Raw genomic sequence first — 17,649 nt, forward strand, 5'->3', positions numbered from 1 at the left:
TCATCTTCACTCCCCATGAGTAATGATTGCTGCGTTCTTGCTCAATAAACTCCTAGAATGGACAATCTCGTACCATTTGGAATCACATTTGCGGGTCTATCCTTAAACAACCATCTCTCCGGCGTATCACGAATATCACTTAGCTCTAGCACAAATGAAGCTGCCGGCAGCTGTTCTGAACGAAGAATAACTCTATTTCCATCAACCGCTATAATATCCCATATCAGAGAAATAGAAGCGCCGTTATCCCAAAGCTTGTAGCAGGAATCATTCATAGCCGAGTGTTCGTCAATCCGTTTGTTGAATGAAATCACAATTTCGTTTCTGCTTCTCCGTTCAGTTAGCATGGGAAACGGCTTATGATCATACATATAACCGCCTGTATGATACTCATAAGCTGTCCAAGATGCATAGCCGAGCGCAAAAGCCGTTTGACTGAATGTCTCCAGCCATTCCCCGCTTTTAATCATTGGCTGTGCAGAACCGATATCCGCCTGAACGGCTAATGGCAGCTCGGGAAATCGCTCCTTGATCTGATCGACAAAGGGCTGGTAGCCTTTAACGTAATCAGCTGGCAGATCACCGCGCAGCCAATCGGGCCAATGCGTTTGCAAGAAATGGATATCGGGCTTAACCTTTTCAATCATCGATGGAGCATCGAGGCCTTGGTCTTCACGGAGTCGTTCAACGCTATCCTGTCCTGCATTAATCGCAAGCGACCAAGTGGCGACAACGATATCTGGCCTAACCTCGCGAACGCCTCCTTCTCCATTTATCATTTCATTTATAAAGCCATTGACTGCTTCTACACGGAACTCGATCCACTTGTTGTAGGTTTGAACATCCCGAAGGTAATAGTTAGGGGCAGCTGCATTTGTAAAATCAGGCATATCTACGCCGTAACGTGCTCGGAACGCCGACCTAGCAAGCGGCCCAATATCTCCGTAAACCCCTCTCTCAATCCCGCCCCACTCCGGAAAATACGGCTCGGCAATTTCTATCCCGTCAAAAGGATACTCCGTCACAAGCTTAGCCATCGCTGATTTTTTCCACTGCACGTAGCCTTCACTAAATGGCGACAATCGCCAGAAGCCGTCATTCAGCTCCTTAAGCAGCTTCATCTGCCAAGAAGGCCATTCTTCTGGAAACCTGTCGGTAGAGAAGGTACCGTTTCCTATCACCATCGCCCACACCGGAATTCCATTTTGACGGAAAGCGTGCAGCAAGTCCTTCTGAATGACATGTTCATTTACAACAAAATAATGGACGCTTTGATACCCTGCAAGCATAATTTCTTCAACAATACTCTCTGGCGACCTTTGCTGATAATAGGGAAATGAGGGATCAATTTGGATGCTAGGACCAGAAACGGCTTGGTTGCGAAATGAGTCCTTAAACAACGTAGACAACCATTTATACCTCCTTTTTCCAATTTCACTTGTAGTGTACCACCTATAAATAGATAACGGAATATTTTTTTATTTATTTTAAACTTTTAGAATAAATCCTCCAATCGTTTCAATTTCGACTTTTCTAGTAGAACGAGACCACGCCTCATAAATGATCATCCAACGACAGATGTGAGATCTCGCAATCTAATTTTCATGACCTATTTAGAGAAAAAATCCTTTTTAAATTATTTCTATAAAAAAATATTCCATTCACTCTGCTTGATGTATAATAGGTGTAATTCATCATTTATCCATAACTGGAGGTCATTGTATGAGTAAAGTCGTTTACCTTCCGCTAGACGAACGTCCTTGCAATGCAAAATTCCCACAAATGATAGCTGCAATCAGCGATCTCTCGCTCGTCGCTCCGCCACTAGAATTGCTCGGAAGAAAGAAACAGCCTGCCCGCTATGAAGGGGTACATGACTGGCTGCTTCAGCAAGCTGTTGATGCAGACTACTTGATTCTTTCCGTTGATATGCTCGTTTACGGCGGCATTGTTCCTTCCCGTCTGCATCAATTATCGCTTCAAGCATGCATGGAACGTCTCCAACTGCTTGAGCAGCTGAAGCAGCGCAATCCCGCACTTCGCATTTATGCGTTCAATTTAATTATGAGAGCCCCAGCATACAACAGCAGTGACGAGGAACCTGATTATTACGCGCATTATGGACACTCGATTTATCGCTATGGCTGGTTAAAAGACAAGCAGACCTCCGAGCTGCTGAACGATGATGAACAAAACGAATGGCTTCAGCTTCATACCTCTATACCAAGCGCCATTCTAAATGACTTTCTACAGCGCAGAGAAACGAACTCACAAGTGAATGAACACATTATCACGATCGTACAATCCGGCATCATTGATCATCTTGTTATTCCTCTGGACGATAATTCGAAATACGGCTTCAGTCCGATGGAGCAGCGCAAGCTTCTTATCTCGTTAGAGCAGTACAATCTCATGGATAATGTGCTTATTTACCCTGGTGCTGACGAAATAGGAAGCATCTTATTCGCCAAGGTGTTTTGCTCGATCAAAAAATATCAACCTGAAGTTTTTGTTCGCTACTCCTCGACACTTGGGCCAACGATCATTCCGAAATACGAGGATCGCAGTCTGAATGAAAGCATAAAATCTCACTTAACTTCAGGAGGCGCCTTCATGGGTGATTCCTCGATGACAGCCGATTTTGTACTCATGGTACATTCTCCTCCAGTGTCTTCGCATGATGCAGCTGAATCACCAAATTTATACCGGGATCGTCACCGTTCCTACTTCTCTGAGGTACATATAGCTGAATTCGTTACGGCGATTGAAGCGATAGCTAATAAAGGGGCCATGGTTGCACTGGCGGATGTCGCTTCATGCAATGGCGCCGATAATAGCCTCTTAAAGCTGTTATCCAAGAAAAACCTAATTTCCCGCCTCTCCGCTTACGCCGGCTGGAATACGTCCGGCAATACACTCGGAACGGTGATAGCGCATGCCATCGTAGCTTCCTACTATCGCCAACAAAGCAATAACCAAGAATCAAGCACACAAATGAGCGAGCATTTCATGCTTTATCGTTTGATTGAAGATTGGGGTTATCAAACAATCGTAAGACAGGAAGTCGCTCATCACTTGCCAGAGCTCGGAGCCAACTACTTCGATGTGAGCCAAGTTAAAGAGCATGTATCTCAGCTCATCACCCAAAAGCTGCAGCGCTTCTGCAATGATTATTTAGCTGAACTCGCTGAGGGCAGGATCGACGAATTAAAAGCCGATCTCCCTTGGAATCGCATGTTTGAAGTCGATTTATCCTTATAATACAGCGCTCGCAAGCCATCAACATCAGATCTGAAAATGCTGTTCCTAGGCTTGCCCGATGGAACAGCATTTTTATTAATCCTTTAAAGCTCAGCTGAACTGAATTTCTTCACCCTTCTCTGCTGATTCGTATATGCCGCACAGCATTTTCATCACCTCAAGACCATCTTGTACTGGACTTAAGGTCTCTTTTCTTCCGAGACAGCTTTCGATGAAATGGTTGATTTCATTTTGGAATCCGCTGGCGAAATCAAAGCCTAGCTGGTCAACCTGCGGCGTAATGTTCAGAATCGTATCATGTTTCTCCGCAACGATGAACAACTCCGGCTCGATTTCGGCGCCGCCTTTGTCACCAAAAATTTTGACGGTAATCTCATCTTTTTTGGCATGCAGCGTAAAGCTTACATCAACCAAAAGTGATGCCCCGTTGTCGAAACGGATAAGCGCGTTTGCCAGATCCTCAACGGTGTTTTTGCTGGAATCATAGTCGGATGCTTTGTAAAACGATAGATTTTGGACATTTGCCCGATTCCCTAGCTGACGATAAGTATTGCCGCTGATCGACTTTACTTTCGGCTTGCCCATTAAGTACCAGCATAAATCAATGATGTGTACGCCAAGATCGATTAAAGGCCCCCCGCCCGAACGCTCCTTGTCAGAGAACCAACCACCTGGATTCCCTAACCTTCGCAAACAAGTCGCCTTTGCATAATAAATGCTGCCGAGCTCACCTGCACTGATGAAACGCTGCAAAACGTCCGTATTCGAGCCGTAGCGCCTCACGAAACCAACCTGCAAAACCTTGCCGCTATTTTTCACCGCTTGCTCTACCCGCTCCGCTTCTGCAACGGTTTTGCAAAGCGGCTTCTCCACGAGCACATGCTTGCCGGCCTCTACGGCAGCAATGCTAATTTCAGCATGCGAGTTGTTCCATGTGCAAATGCTCACTGCATCGATTGCTGGATCTGCAAGCAGCTCGCGGTAGTCGGTGTACACCTTCTGCGCGCCAAATCTACTCGCTTTGTTTTGGGCCCGTTCTTCGTTTAAATCACATATGGCATAAAGGTTAACTTCTGGATTGCCTGCATACGCATTCAGATGAACCTCCGAAATAGAACCTGCCCCGATCACGCCAATATTCACTTTTGTCATCGTTTATAACGCCCCTTTATAAATTGATAGGTCAAATCATAAATATCCCTTTTCTCCGGCTCCTCCGCATATGCTGCATCAAAGAGCAGCTTGACGTCTTGATAATAACCTTTAAATACATCCCCGCTATAACCATATCTCGCGCCGCCTGCCAAATAATTTTCATATTTTGCGCGAAAATCGCCATTGCTTTCAAAAACCCGAGAATCGACCTCGATCTCTACGCCCATGCCGGCTTGTTTGGCCATGTTGGCTGCGATCCCGACTCTCGATTCGCCTGTCTTAGTAAAAAAGTGATTAGGCTGCATTGCTGCTGCGTCAAAGCCTAGCTCCTTCCATTTCCAATACAAGCTGGCCCTGTAATAGGGAATCCAGAAAAATTTCAACCCTTTCGCGCGAACCAGATCTCCCGTCCAGCCAATCAGCCCTTCCTCGTAGGGAACGCTCGTATTCACAGCTTCATTCATCCAATAGAGCGCCTTCAGCTCGAGAAAGGGCAAGTTAGCATTCTCCCAGCGCTCTAGAAGTTGACCAATATACCACTCAAGCGCTTTTTGTTTATTTCGAGTCGCTTCTAGTGCAGAAACAATCGTATGATCGAAGCAAAGCGATTTGTTGTCATCGCTTATTTCTCCAAAGTTTTGTTGATTCGGAGCCGGATAGGGAATCATGAGCACAACCTTCATTTTATGCTCTGGGTCTGCTAATTTTAGAGCAACTTCCTCCATCGCTTCATTTAATGCCGACAGTTCACCTGATTCTGCAAAGGTCTTATCCAAGTACCATTGCCAGTCTTTTTGATCGTTTGGATGCTCCTCTGATTCTTCAAATCCGTTTGAGGAATAAGACCACTTGGCTAGAAACAAAGCCCCGTCAAACAGCCATTCGAGCGGCTTGCCTTCAGCATCGATGTAGCTGATATAGGGAATAAATTGTTCTTTCCTCCATACGCCCGCATCGTTTTTATAATGACCGTTATAAAACAACATCAGGTTGTTTATTCCTGCCGTTTGTTCCCCTGAACGAAGAAAAGCTCCACTATCCGATCGCTCCATATCGCTGCCTCCTACTCATTACTTGATGCTCGTTACAAAACGTCTCACAACCTCTTGCGGCCTTGTAATAGCAGTTCCGATTACGACAGCGTGCGCGCCAGCGTCAAAGCAGCGCAAGCAATCCTCGATCGACCATATTCTTCCTTCCGCAAAAACGGGTGTCTGACCAAGCGCAGCTAATTTCCCGATCAACTCAAAATCAGGAGTTTGTTGCTTCGGACTTTGTGGCGTATAACCCGACATCGTCGTAGAGACGACATCTACGCCAAGCTTCATAGCGGAAACGCCTTCCTCAAATGTAGAAATATCCGCCATGATCAGCGTATCAGGGAATTTTTTACGAATAGCAGCAAGGACATGATCCAGCTTCTCGTTTCCTGGCCTCGGCATGGAAGTACAGTCTATAGCCACGATGTCAGCACCCGCTCGAATCACTTCTCCTGCCTCTAGCAAGGTTGGAGTAATGTAGACATCGCTATCGGGATAATGTTTTTTATATAGTCCGATAACCGGAATCTTGCATTTGCGTTTGATAGCGGCAATATCCTGCGGCGTATTGGCACGGATAGCTGATGCCCCTCCGGATTCCGCTGCCGCTGCCATCGCAGCCATAATATCGGAGCCGTACAATGGCTCATGCTCAAGCGCCTGACAGGATACGATAAATCCTTTTTTTAGTCCGGCAATTAATGGTGGGATCATAGGGTCACCTGCTTATCCAAGAGCCCCTCGCTATCTACTCCTATGGCATCGTTCATTGCAGAACCCTCCAATCGTAAGTACGGTTGCCCGAATAATCGCTAGCCTACCAATCCTGTGCGCTCTACGCTTTCTACAAAGTATCTTTGTGCGAATAAATAAAGAATGAAGATCGGTAAAATGCCGAGCAGTGTACCAGTGTTCAAATATAAAGATGTATGAGAAATACCTCCAACATATTCGGGTCGAACAGCGCCAGGCAGCAAATCGAGCATTCTTGCTAGAAGGGTATAATTTGGCGCAAAGAGATTTACAAAGTAGCTGTCATTCCATTGCCAGATGAACGAGAACAGCATGACCGTAGCTATCGCAGGTACAGCATTAGGCAGCATGACTCTTGCAAAGGTACCCGGAATGCCCGCTCCGTCCACATACGCAGCCTCCTCCAAATCCTTCGGCAGCGAGCGAAAAAATTGACGGAAAATATAAATATACAGACCGTTTTTCAAGCCCATCGCAAGCCCCGAAGAAATAAAGAAAGGCCAGAAGCTCTCCAGCAGATTCACGCCATCTTTTCCTGTGAACAGATGATAAAGCCCAAACACATCAAAAAAGCGATAATGCAAATACGTAGGAACCATAATCGTTTGCGGCGGCACAACGATGGTGAAGATGACGACTCCGAACAAAATGGCGCTGCCCCGGAACTTGAGCCTTGCAAAGCCATACCCAGCCAGTGCGCAGGAAGCAAGTTGAAGCAGCGACGTCCCAAGGCTGAGCAGCAGCGTGTTAGTGACGGATTCCGAATATTTTAAATAACCCATGACGATTTTGATATTATCCAGTGTAAAATGCCGCGGCAGCCAAACGACGGTTGCATCGAACATATCCTGCTTGTCGCGCAACGCGATGGAAAGCTTCGTAATGATCGGATACAAAATGATAAAACAAATCCCGACGATGAGTACGGAACGGATGAATATCCAAAGCCAATGCTTCGCTTTCTCAACTGGGCTATGGCGATCGTACCAGCTCGTTGCGGCCCGCACTAAGGCAGAGTCCGAGATGCGGCTTTTCACCTTTGTCTCAGCATCCATATCTCTTCCTCCTTGTTAGTCATAATAGAATACACGCTTCGAAATCAGATACGTCGATACGACTAGAATGATCGAGATGACTAGAAAGTAAATCCACGACATCGCCGAGCTGACGCCAAAGTCCAATCGACCAAAAGCTGCGTCCTGAATCATTTGCGTCATTTTATTGTCATAGAAGGAATCGATGATGGTATACACCACATTCGTCAGAATGAGCGGCGAAATCATTGGAAACGTTATTTTCCAGAAGGCTTCATAACCTGTGGCCCCTTCCATCTTCGCCGCTTCATAAAGAGAGGGTGAAATCGACTGCAGCCCCGCTAAAAAAATGAGTATCTGGACGCCAGACGAGCTGATGATCTGGTAGATTCGATCAACCGCACTCGTCAAATACTCCACAATGTCCCGGCTAAGACCGGCTTGGAATAACAGCGGCCTAAGCTCAATGCTTCGCAGTCCAGAATAGTTGCCCTCCATGTCGGTTGAAGCGGAGCCGATCATTTGAGCTAGAAAATTGCCGTTATCAAGCTTAGCTATAACCCCTGAGGCTAACACGACTGGCAGGAATATGATCGCTCTCGCAAGCATTCTCCCTCTGAATTTCTGCACCAATAATGTGGCTGTAAATAAGCTGAAAAAAATAATGAGCGGTACGTTTAATGCCATCACCGTAACGGCTTCCGTTAAGGAACGAACGTACCAGGCATCAACGAAAAAGATGTTGCGATAATTTTCAAGGCCGACATATTGAAGCGAGTAGCCTTCCGAATTTAGCGTCAGCTTATGGAAGCTGAATTGAAGCGACTGGACGAATGGGATAACCATCAGCAGTACGAATCCAAGCAGCCAAGGGGTTACGAACAACACGCCGTATATTTCCTTTTTGCGCTCCAAGCTCAGTGTTCGTCTCTTCGACATCCTTATCCCCCCTTAACGATGTAATCATGGGCTTCAATGCTCACACCATCCGTATGCACAACGGCATCGCTGTAATTTACATAAACCGTTAAGCCGCTCTCATACACGGTTTTGTAAGTGCGTTCCGCCAGCTTTTCGTGCTTGATCATGCTCTGACCGCGGACCTGCCGCAGCACTGCATTCACTTCGCCATAAGCGTCGACAGCCTCATCAAACCATTGCTCATAATCATTCGAATAAAGATAACTGAATCGAGTGTCCTTAAGGACGGACGGCTCCGCATAGAACCAGCTAAAGTAGACATTTGATCCCGTTTCAAGCGAGCGCAGTACACTTTCCCGAATGTCTTGCTCGTCAGCCATGTTGTATGCTTTTCCCGCATATTCGATATAACCATGCAGCACCATTTGGTTAAACGGTATCGACTCACCGGCTAGCTGGTATTCATTGCTTTTTTGCGGCAGGTTTAGAATATGCGATACATACGGAAGCACATAAGCATTGCCGCCATTGACCATTATGCTTGGAGACATCTCCGAAATGGCTTCGAGCTGATCTGTAACGATTCGTTTTGCGTCCTCTCTTGTCACCTCTGCATTTCTTCGGAAATCCGAATGAAGCTCAGAGCCCAGATCCCTTAAGGAAATAGCTCCAGGATTCAGCTTCTTGAAATCAGACAGAAAACCGCTGACCGTTGAACTTAGCTTTCTTGGAGTCAACAAATAGTGTGACAACAGCTCGTTATGCCGAAAATATGCTGCGCGATCGAACTCATAAATTTTCGCATAGCGCCGAGAAATGTACTGGGCAGAGTCTTTGCTCGGGCTAAATTTCCCGGAATTCTGATAGATATGCTGGAAGGCAGCATCCGGATAAAACCCGCCTCCGCTCTTCTGCAGCTTTTCCGCTAATCGCAGCCAATCGCCTTTGCTCCCTATCACGTTATCCATGTCGATATTCGAAGCTATCGTATGATTTAAGCCTTCATTAAACCAGCCCTTGTAACTCAGCCGTATATTTTGTATTTGCTTGCCGTGAAGCTGATCAACGAGCTGCTCAGCTTCCTTCAAATTCGTTAAAGGCACAAGAGCCTCATATGGAAAACCTAACATGTTTTTCTTTTTTGGGATGCTGCCAACAAGCTCCATATAAAATGGCGCATCTCCTTCTGCTTTCAGCTTTGTTAGCCCATCCGCCTTCTCCAAATAAGTGCGATAGCTTGCTGCCATGCCCGAGTAATCAGCCTCATCGCCGCTTAATAAGGAATAACGAATTTTCAAATTCCCCTTGTACGTCTCCTTTGGCGTTTTGTGCATAATCTCGTTATTGCTTAAACGCACCTCGTCCTTCGGCAAAATAATGAACTGGGCAGCAATCGTATTAAACTCATGCAATCGCCCGCTTATATCCGCGGAAAGCTTGGCGAGCGCTTCCCCCTGCTCAATAATGGCAAGAAAAGCAGCATCGTTCTTTTTCATTCCGAATACCGGCAACCGGTTTGGTTCAAGCGTATTAAACTTTTCATTTACATAGATCGAGCTGTCTTCACCGTAAATCGGAATCAGGATAGGCTGCGCTTGAATATTTCCAGTGTTGAACCTAATAAGTGTTCCCGACCCGTCAGGAAGAAAGAGGTAGCCGTCATCCTTCTGGCCCGCAGCTCCGAAATTTTCAAGAAGACTGATCGAATGTATCCGATAAGGCGGAGTATCTTCAGTGATGGTCGACGTATCCACTGAAGCGATTAAATCTCTGCCATCCAATGTGTATTCAATCGCTGCTGAAAATTTCGGCTTAACCGATTCTTCAGCTGCTCCACCGCCGTCTCCCTCACCATTATCGATAGCAAAATCCTCTTCCGTATATTCCGCCTTCTCAAAAATTGCCAATAGCTTTTTCACGACAGCTTTTGGTATTTCTCGGCGTTCGTAAATACCCTGCTCCTCATTTAGCTTGTATCTAACCTTCAGCTGTTCTTGATCCGCTGGATCTTCCAATCGCTTCAGCAATCTTTCTTCGAACCGCTCCTTGCTTATCTTCTGCGGTATGGACTCGAGCCCTTTCTGCGGATCACCGAACTGATAGGTGACCGTCACCCCATTATCCGCTTGCTTAATTTCAAACTGATTATACTTCACGCTGTTGTTATAGCTGTCATAATCCTTGTTCTGACCGCTCTTCGTGAGGTAAACGAAAGAGATTTGGGAGGATAATTTCCCCTTTAAATAAGGTGAAGCAAGCTTATCCTCCGTGCTGTCAGGATTCGAGCGCCAAATGTTCCCGCTTTTTTTATCCACGACCGCGATTTCAGCAGTAGCTTTGCTGATATAAAGCCGAAGCGCATCATTCTCCAGCACCGGATCAAGACCTTCTATTCGAGGCTCCACTTGAGCGGATGCGTCCAGTGCACGAAGCGAAGCATCCGTTGCCGCGGCATCTTTACTCGGCGTCCCGGATGTAAGGGTACTGTTAACCGTTCCCGATGTGCAAGCCGGCAGCGACAGCATCGCAAGCAGCAGGGATAATGCCACCCATTTCCGTGTATTGTGCTTTGACATGGCATTATCCCTCCCCTAGTCTAAACATCGCTTCTTTGTATACCGTAGCCGCGAAGGAAAGCATCTGCTGCGCTAAGCTGAAGAAAAGCAAGCCTAAGAAGATAATGATGCCCATCACAAGCATCGTTAGCAGCATCGTAATGACCGTTTTCCCCACCGTATACTGATGAACGGTAAGCATACCGACAAATAACAATCCAAAAAACCACAAGAAGCCGATTGACTCCAGCAATCGATAGAAGGAGCCTTCCTGAATCGTAATGACATTGGACAATAAAATAAGCGGAATTTGCATCAGCACAACTGGAATAAGCGCATAGGCGGTAGCCATTACAATTTCTTTGAATTTCCCCTCGCCATCCATCAGCGTCGTCATCGACCAGTTGGCGATGCACCATAGAAAAAACGGGAGCACAATAAATTTAATCTCATCAAGCACGTTTACATTCTCTGCATTGACCGTTGGATTAAAGATAAAGCCGGTAAACTGCCTTTTAAGCACATAGAGAAGAGAGAGAATAAGCAGCAGCAGCAAAGCAAACCAGATCTTCCCTTTTCGCTCAAACTTCAGCTCCCAGAATCCATTAAACGGATGGAAGATTGTATACCAGCCCATTCCCACTACGCCAGGCTCAGCTGTTCTGCGCTTGATAAGCACTCTCGCAGCGATGAGCAGAACGACTGCTGTTATCGCTACTGCCGCAATTTTCCCGAAATGCTCCCACATGAAATCCTTGCGGTAACGTTCAAAAGCCCGTGAATAATATTGCGTGTGCATGCCCAGCTCAAAATGCTTCATCGCTTCGTAATTATGTCCCTGTCTGAGCTCCGCTTTCCCGATCCCCAAATAGGCGATTTCGAGATTGTTGTTTAAGCGCAAAGCCTCGCGCCATTTCTCGACCGACTTTTCTTCCTCGCCAATATCATTATTAATAACGGCTTCTCGAATCACCTTTCCATAGCGCGTTGGCTCAAACATGACCAGCTGATTCAAGCCTTTATCCAGCACAATCATCTTCTCGCCTAACATGTCAATGTCGGTTGGCGTCTTAAACGTGCCAACCTGCTCACCAAGCAGTCCGTAAATATACATCAGCTTGCCTTCTCTGTCGTACGTAAAGATTCTCCCTCGCGTACTATCCAAAATGCTGTAAATCCCATTTCGATCAAGCGCGACGCTTTGAATAGCTGATGTTCCGGGCCGTGTGCCTCCCATGCGGAATCGGATATCGCCTTTTGGCGGCTGGTAGCCCGTTCTCTTCAGCACGTCCGTTCCAGATGGATTCAACCGCTTAACTGGTGTATCCGAGAATGCCTCGCTTGTCGTAGCATAAACAAAGCCCTCGCTGTCAATATCGACGTTGTTGAATTCGACAGGGATAAAGAGCACCATTTTGGAACGCTGCTCCTTCGTCATGACGCGCTTCCAGAACAAATCCGCGGCACTGTAGCGTACTTTATTGACCCCCATAAACCCTGAGAACTTGCCGCCGGAATCAAACTGCATAATGCCATTGAACACGCCTTTTCCGACAACATATAAACGACCCGCTGAATCTCCGACCAGCTTGATCGGCTCATAGACAAAGTTCCCGCCCAGCACATCGCTCTCCGGAGCGCCAATGACGCGTACCAGCTCGCCTTCCTTCGTTAGTTCAACAATGCGTTTGTTTCCTGTATCGGCAATGAACAAATGTCCATTTGAATGTACGAAGATCCCTTGCGGAGCTGAGAAGCGATCCTCTTTATTGCCATTCACAAAAGCATCAATCGTCTGAATTACGCTTGCTTGCTCATCAAGCACTACGATGCGGTTATTCCCTGTATCCGCGACATAGATCTGATTGTCAGCGGTGATGAACAAATCCTCTGGCGATTTGAATGGTCCGGAGCTTAACTGCTCCCCGCCGATTTGCTTCACTGGCAAGTACGGCACAGGCGCTGGCTCAGGATCTCCCCACCACGAATAATTGTAGCCATCGTATGGCGCAGCATAGACCGGAACCGAAATGCCAACCAGGATCAGCATTAGTGGGAAGAGCAGCAGCAATTTACATAATCGATTCAACGTAAGCCTCCCCTTTCCCATCATTCTTTCATGCCGGAGGTTGACATCGTTTGAATAACGCTGCTCTGCGATAGCACAAAGATGAGAATCGGAACGGTGAGCAGCAGCAATGTTGCTGCCATCGAAGGACCCGTTCGTGCGATGCCTCCCGCCAGAATTTGACTTAACGCGTAATCAATTGTTTTGAGCTGCTCGCTGTAAATGTACATCGAGCCCGCTGCTCCGCCTGCCCCCCATAAACCTTGGAAAGAGAAAATAACTAGCGTAAGCCATGCAGGTTTGACGACAGGCATAACGACACTCCAGAAAATGCGAACTTCACTGCAGCCATCAATCTGTGCAGCTTCGAGCAGCGCATCCGGTATTTGCTCCATAAACTGTTTCATAAGATACAGCCCAAGCGAGGAGCCAATTGCCGGAATAATAACCGCCCAGTGGGTATCCAGAAAACCGAGCCATGACATCGTCATGTAATTCGTAATCTGAGTAACCGTAGCTGAGAACATTAGCGATAGGACTACAATGGTAAAAAGGAATCCCTTTCCCGGAAATTTCCGCTTCGCCAGTGGATAAGCTGCGAGGGAAGCAATGAGCACATGACCGACCGTACCAACAATCGCAATAAAAAAAGTGTTATAAATGTAACGAGTAAAAGGCACCCATGAGCCGGAAAGCAGATGATATAAGTCCGTAAAGTTAGTGAATGTTGGATTTTTGACCAAAAAATCAGGCGGAAACTTCAAAATTTCGTTAATCGGCTTGAATGCATTGCTGATCACAAATACGAGCGGCATTGCCATAAAATAGCCTACTGCTGCAAGCAGCAAGAACAGAAAGATATCGCCCATCCATGAGCGGCTTATTCTTTTTTTTCTTAGACGAATTGTGATCATCGCTACTCACCGACCTTCGCCAGCAGCCTTCGTACGATGAGATTGGAGCCGAGCATCATTGCGAACAGCACGGTCGCAATAGCTGAGGCGTATCCCATCTCAAAGCGAATGGAGCCGTAATCCATTAAATGCGTAACGATCGTATGGCCCGCATACTTCACGCTTGGGAACCCAGCAAGCGCAGTCGCTACCTCCGCAACGCCGAAGGAAGCTGTAATTTGGATGACCGCACCAAACATCAGCATCGGCCTCATTGAAGGAAGCGTAATGAACCAAAGCTCCTGCCAGCGGTTGCGTATGCCATCGATCGCACCCGCCTCGAATAACGTTTTATCAAGTCCTTGCAGCCCTGCGATAAAGGCAAGAAAACTCGTTCCAAGGCTGAGCCAAAGCTGTACGATAATGATGATCGGAAGAATATATTTTGGTGTCTTGAGCCAAAGGATGGGCTCCAATATCAAATGCCACTTGAGCAGGAAAGCATTGATATATCCATAGGAATCGCTGCTGAACAAGAGCGTCCACACGATAAAGGCGCTCCCTGACAAGGCAGGCGCATAAAAAACCAGCGTCGCAAAAGCTCTAATCTTTGGCGGAAACTCATTAATAATCCACGCGAGCACAAAACAGGCGATATAACTGACAGGTCCTGTGATTGCGGCGAAGATCAGCGTGTTTTTTAAAGCGATTAGAAACACATCATCCCTTACGAACAATTGAGCGTAATTGCGCCAGCCTACCCACTTCGGAAACTCCAGCATATTAAAGTTAGTGAAGCTGACCAGCAGCGATAAGCAGACGGGAAGGACGGTAAAGGTGAAGAAGATCAGAAAGAACGGTGCAATCATGGCATATAAAACCTTGTTCTTCGAAACTTCCTTCCACTTCAGATTCAACCGCGGCCGCAGCGTTTTGCTGTCCAATTTTAACTTGCTTTTTTTAACAAGCTGAATCATATGGACCCCTCCCTTCTACTTTGTCGGCAAATCAAATTCTTCGCGCTTGATCGTAATTTCCTGATTGATCGTTCGGACATAGTTTTCCAGCGTTTCCCGCGGTTCGCTGCCGTCGGTGTACACCTCGTAAAAGGCATTATAGATGTGCCGATCGAGTGAATAGCCGCCTGGGACAGCAGGTCTGCCGACGACCCAGTTCAGCTCCTCAACCAGCTGATTCATTTCCTTTGCTGACCATGGAAGACGCTGCAAAGCTTCTAAATTCGCAGCTGCATATCGCGCCGATTCCCCTAATATCGCTTCCATCTCACGCCCAAACGTGACCTGCGCCTCCGTGTCCGTCCACCATTTCATAAACGCCCAGCCTGCCTCTTTATTTTTGGCGTCTTTAAACATCACTGTGCCTGTAGCTGAGCTAAGTGTGTCGTGGCGAACCGTCCCCGCCTCGCTCTTCGTGCCCGGTACCGCGACAAAACTCCACTGGCCTCTAATTTCCGGGGCAAAAATCGTCAAGAAATTGAACGTGGTATAATCCGCAATACCAATTGGCATCTCGCCTGTACGGAAACGGTTAATGAAATCAAATTCAATTGGCAGCTTATAGTTGGTATACAGCTCCGTCCACTTTTGGAACGACTCTATGCCAATAGCTGAATCAAGGTCGGTTGCAATACCGTCTTTCTGGTAATATTGGCCGCCATTTTGATAGAGCATCGATTCAAACACAATATTTTGCGGCAGCGCCAAATCCATGTTGTGCTTCTGGAGCTCGGGAATGATACGGTACATATCCTCCCATGTTTGCGGCACGTCCAAATGCAGCTCTTCCAAAATATCTTTGCGATAGAAAAGCATTGGGAACGATTGTGTTTCTGGTAGAGCAAACACGCCGTCCTGATACTTAAAGCTTGCGAAAGCGCTATCCATAAACCGGTCCTTAACCTGTTCAAATTCCGGGAAGCTGGATAAATCCTGAAGCGCGTTCCGCATCGCAAAGTTGATTACATCGCCTTGGGTCAGCGCGATATCCGGGCCTTTCCCCGCTAGCGTTGCAGGCAGAACGACTGCTGGATTCACGAGCTGTAAATTAACTGAAATGCCCGTTTGCGGCGTAAAGGTGTTGTCAATCATAGACCGAAGCAGCTGAGCCTGATCTCTTCCTGCTGCAATCCACACGGTTACTTCCTTGTCTCCTTGCTTGACGTTGCTGATGTGGCTGTAATCCTCGGAAAACGATCTAGCAAAGGACATCACTTCATGTACAGACTTCCCGATGATTCCAGTACTGACCTTCGGCACAGGTACATCCTGCGATTTGAAAAACAAATAATCGATTTCAAGCGGCTGTTGATTTACGGTAAGCAGCCAAGTGCCGAGGGCGGTCACATTATCCTTGAAGCCTTTGAGCCGTGAGGTCAACGTCTCGGTACGGCTCCCAATATCCTTCAATTGATAGGCGGTTGTTCTTAAAATCGTCGTGCTGGCGCTCGTGCCGCCAACCAGCTCATCCATCCGATCTGCTGCGGCGGTAAGAAACTCGCTCTGCTCCTTAAACACCTTTTGCAGCTCAGGAATTTTTTTCTCCAGCTCGTAATCGCGAAGAGGGTCTGGTGAAGCCGAAGTGATCATGATGATTTTGAGATACAATGCGTTGAGCTGCTGGATGCTGGAACGCACCATTCGAATAATTTCAGCGAGGTCGCCCATCGTCAGCTCCAGCTTGATTTCATGCTTCCCCTTGGTCAAATAAAATAAGTACGGCTTGCCATCCTCGCCAGGCATTCCAATCTGCCATGCGCCGTCATAACGGAAAGGGATAGCTTCCGCCTCCTTGAACGGAATTTTTCCGTCGATGGAAAGCTCTCTAACCACGTTCACGCCTCTGACCGTATTTTGCTTGTATCTAAGGCCAAATTCATAAAGCCCGTCTTCTGGAATATCAAGGTTCCACGAAATCCACTGTCCAGGAATTTTCCAGTTGACGCCTCCGATTGTATTCATTCTAATTTTTGATACATGATAGGGTTCCGTGCCAGGACTGGAGCGATCATTCAGCGGATACAATGAGGGATTTGATTTGAACGCGGCGTCCTCGCCTTGAAGCTTAATAAACAAGCCGTTCGTCGCACTATAGCCTTGCTCTTGATACCCTTGCGCTACTTTCTCATAGGGAGGAATTTCTTCTTGCTGGTAAAGCTTCAAATAGTCTATAATCATCGGTTCTCTTAGAGAAACGAGTGAAATTCGATGTTGGCCTTTGGATAGATAAAAAGAGAACGGCTCACGATAATAACCTTCCGCATCTCGCATTACTCTCTCCTGCCACTGCGGGCTTTCAACTTGTCTCGGCCGCAAATCATTTTGCTTGGCATCCTGCTCCAGCTCGGCCAGCTCATTGCGCCATACCCGTGAGAAAACAAGTCTGGATGCTTCTTCAAAAGGAACTTCACCGTCGATACGCAGCTCTCTCTCAATGGGTGAAGTGTTGCCTTCCACCGGAAAATAGCGCAAAGCCATATGATATAATCCGTCTTCTGGCACATCAACATCCCAATGAATCACACCTGAATCTTCCGTTTCAACGACTGGCGTCTCGGCACCGTCGTAAACTTCCATTTTTTCAGCATTCATACCCTCAATCGCAGCAAAGGATTCGGCTTCAATTGTTTGATTGATCGATGGATGCGGCTCATTTGCATACTCAGCTGCATACTCTTCATAGCGATTTCCTGCTGAAGGAAGGTCTGCTAATTTCTTCTCCAATAAGGCTGATGCCGCATGAGTAGACTCCAGTATATGATCGCTGCCTGAGGAGCGGCTTGCAGGATAAATGGAGACGATTGTCAGGCATAGGACCAGAGCCAGCAGTGCGCCAACCACTCTCTTTGTTTTCCTGGTTACCTTCAGCATGCGAACCCCTCATTCCTCTTTAAATGGTCGTCCATATAAAAGGATGGGAATCCCTAATGGGGATTCCCTGCGATGCTGTTTT

At 46.9% G+C, this 17,649-nt stretch carries 12 protein-coding genes; 1 reads left to right on the forward strand and 11 read right to left on the reverse strand.

Annotation, left to right across the window (positions count from 1 at the left end):
- Positions 1 to 41: 41 nt before the first annotated feature.
- Positions 42 to 1,409 (reverse strand): N-acyl-D-glucosamine 2-epimerase, encoded by a 1,368-nt coding sequence (locus AB4Z45_RS13370; protein WP_441909797.1) that lies wholly within the window; start codon positions 1,407 to 1,409, stop codon positions 42 to 44.
- 313 nt (positions 1,410 to 1,722) lie between these two features.
- Here AB4Z45_RS13370 and AB4Z45_RS13375 point away from each other — a divergent pair, with 313 nt between their 5' ends.
- Positions 1,723 to 3,261 carry a DUF4127 family protein gene (locus AB4Z45_RS13375; protein ID WP_441909798.1) on the forward strand — a complete coding sequence of 513 codons (1,539 nt, stop codon included), beginning with the start codon at positions 1,723 to 1,725 and terminating at the stop codon, positions 3,259 to 3,261.
- 90 nt (positions 3,262 to 3,351) lie between these two features.
- Here the strand turns inward: AB4Z45_RS13375 and AB4Z45_RS13380 are convergent, their stop codons facing one another.
- The 10 genes from AB4Z45_RS13380 to AB4Z45_RS13425 form a co-directional block, all read right to left on the reverse strand.
- Positions 3,352 to 4,413, reverse strand: a complete 1,062-nt coding sequence (locus AB4Z45_RS13380; RefSeq protein ID WP_441909799.1) for a Gfo/Idh/MocA family protein — start codon at positions 4,411 to 4,413, stop codon at positions 3,352 to 3,354.
- A complete protein-coding gene (locus AB4Z45_RS13385; protein WP_441909800.1) occupies positions 4,410 to 5,468 on the reverse strand; it encodes a DUF4855 domain-containing protein in 1,059 nt (352 codons plus the stop codon). Before AB4Z45_RS13385 ends, AB4Z45_RS13380 begins: the two co-directional genes overlap by 4 nt.
- A gap of 18 nt (positions 5,469 to 5,486) precedes the next feature.
- A complete protein-coding gene (locus AB4Z45_RS13390) occupies positions 5,487 to 6,170 on the reverse strand; it encodes an N-acetylmannosamine-6-phosphate 2-epimerase (protein ID WP_441909802.1) in 684 nt (227 codons plus the stop codon).
- A 98-nt stretch (positions 6,171 to 6,268) separates the two neighbouring features.
- Positions 6,269 to 7,264 (reverse strand): carbohydrate ABC transporter permease, encoded by a 996-nt coding sequence (locus AB4Z45_RS13395; protein WP_441909803.1) that lies wholly within the window; start codon positions 7,262 to 7,264, stop codon positions 6,269 to 6,271.
- Positions 7,265 to 7,279: 15 nt separating this feature from the next.
- A complete protein-coding gene (locus tag AB4Z45_RS13400) occupies positions 7,280 to 8,182 on the reverse strand; it encodes a carbohydrate ABC transporter permease (protein WP_076270024.1) in 903 nt (300 codons plus the stop codon).
- 2 nt (positions 8,183 to 8,184) lie between these two features.
- Positions 8,185 to 10,740, reverse strand: a complete 2,556-nt coding sequence (locus AB4Z45_RS13405; RefSeq protein ID WP_441909804.1) for a DUF5696 domain-containing protein — start codon at positions 10,738 to 10,740, stop codon at positions 8,185 to 8,187.
- 4 nt (positions 10,741 to 10,744) lie between these two features.
- Entirely contained in the window at positions 10,745 to 12,808 is a 2,064-nt protein-coding gene (locus tag AB4Z45_RS13410; RefSeq protein ID WP_441909805.1) for a YIP1 family protein, read from the reverse strand.
- Positions 12,809 to 12,828: 20 nt separating this feature from the next.
- Positions 12,829 to 13,701 carry a carbohydrate ABC transporter permease gene (locus tag AB4Z45_RS13415; protein WP_441909806.1) on the reverse strand — a complete coding sequence of 291 codons (873 nt, stop codon included), beginning with the start codon at positions 13,699 to 13,701 and terminating at the stop codon, positions 12,829 to 12,831.
- A gap of 2 nt (positions 13,702 to 13,703) precedes the next feature.
- On the reverse strand, positions 13,704 to 14,657 hold the full coding sequence (locus tag AB4Z45_RS13420; protein ID WP_144376841.1) for a carbohydrate ABC transporter permease: 954 nt from the start codon (positions 14,655 to 14,657) through the stop codon (positions 13,704 to 13,706).
- Positions 14,658 to 14,672: 15 nt separating this feature from the next.
- Positions 14,673 to 17,567: an extracellular solute-binding protein gene (locus AB4Z45_RS13425; protein WP_441909807.1), complete on the reverse strand. Its 2,895-nt coding sequence runs from the start codon at positions 17,565 to 17,567 to the stop codon at positions 14,673 to 14,675.
- Positions 17,568 to 17,649: the final 82 nt, after the last annotated feature.

The sequence above is a fragment of the Paenibacillus sp. MCAF9 genome (assembly GCF_052114265.1).
In the GTDB taxonomy this organism is placed as follows: Bacteria; Bacillota; Bacilli; order Paenibacillales; family Paenibacillaceae; genus Pristimantibacillus.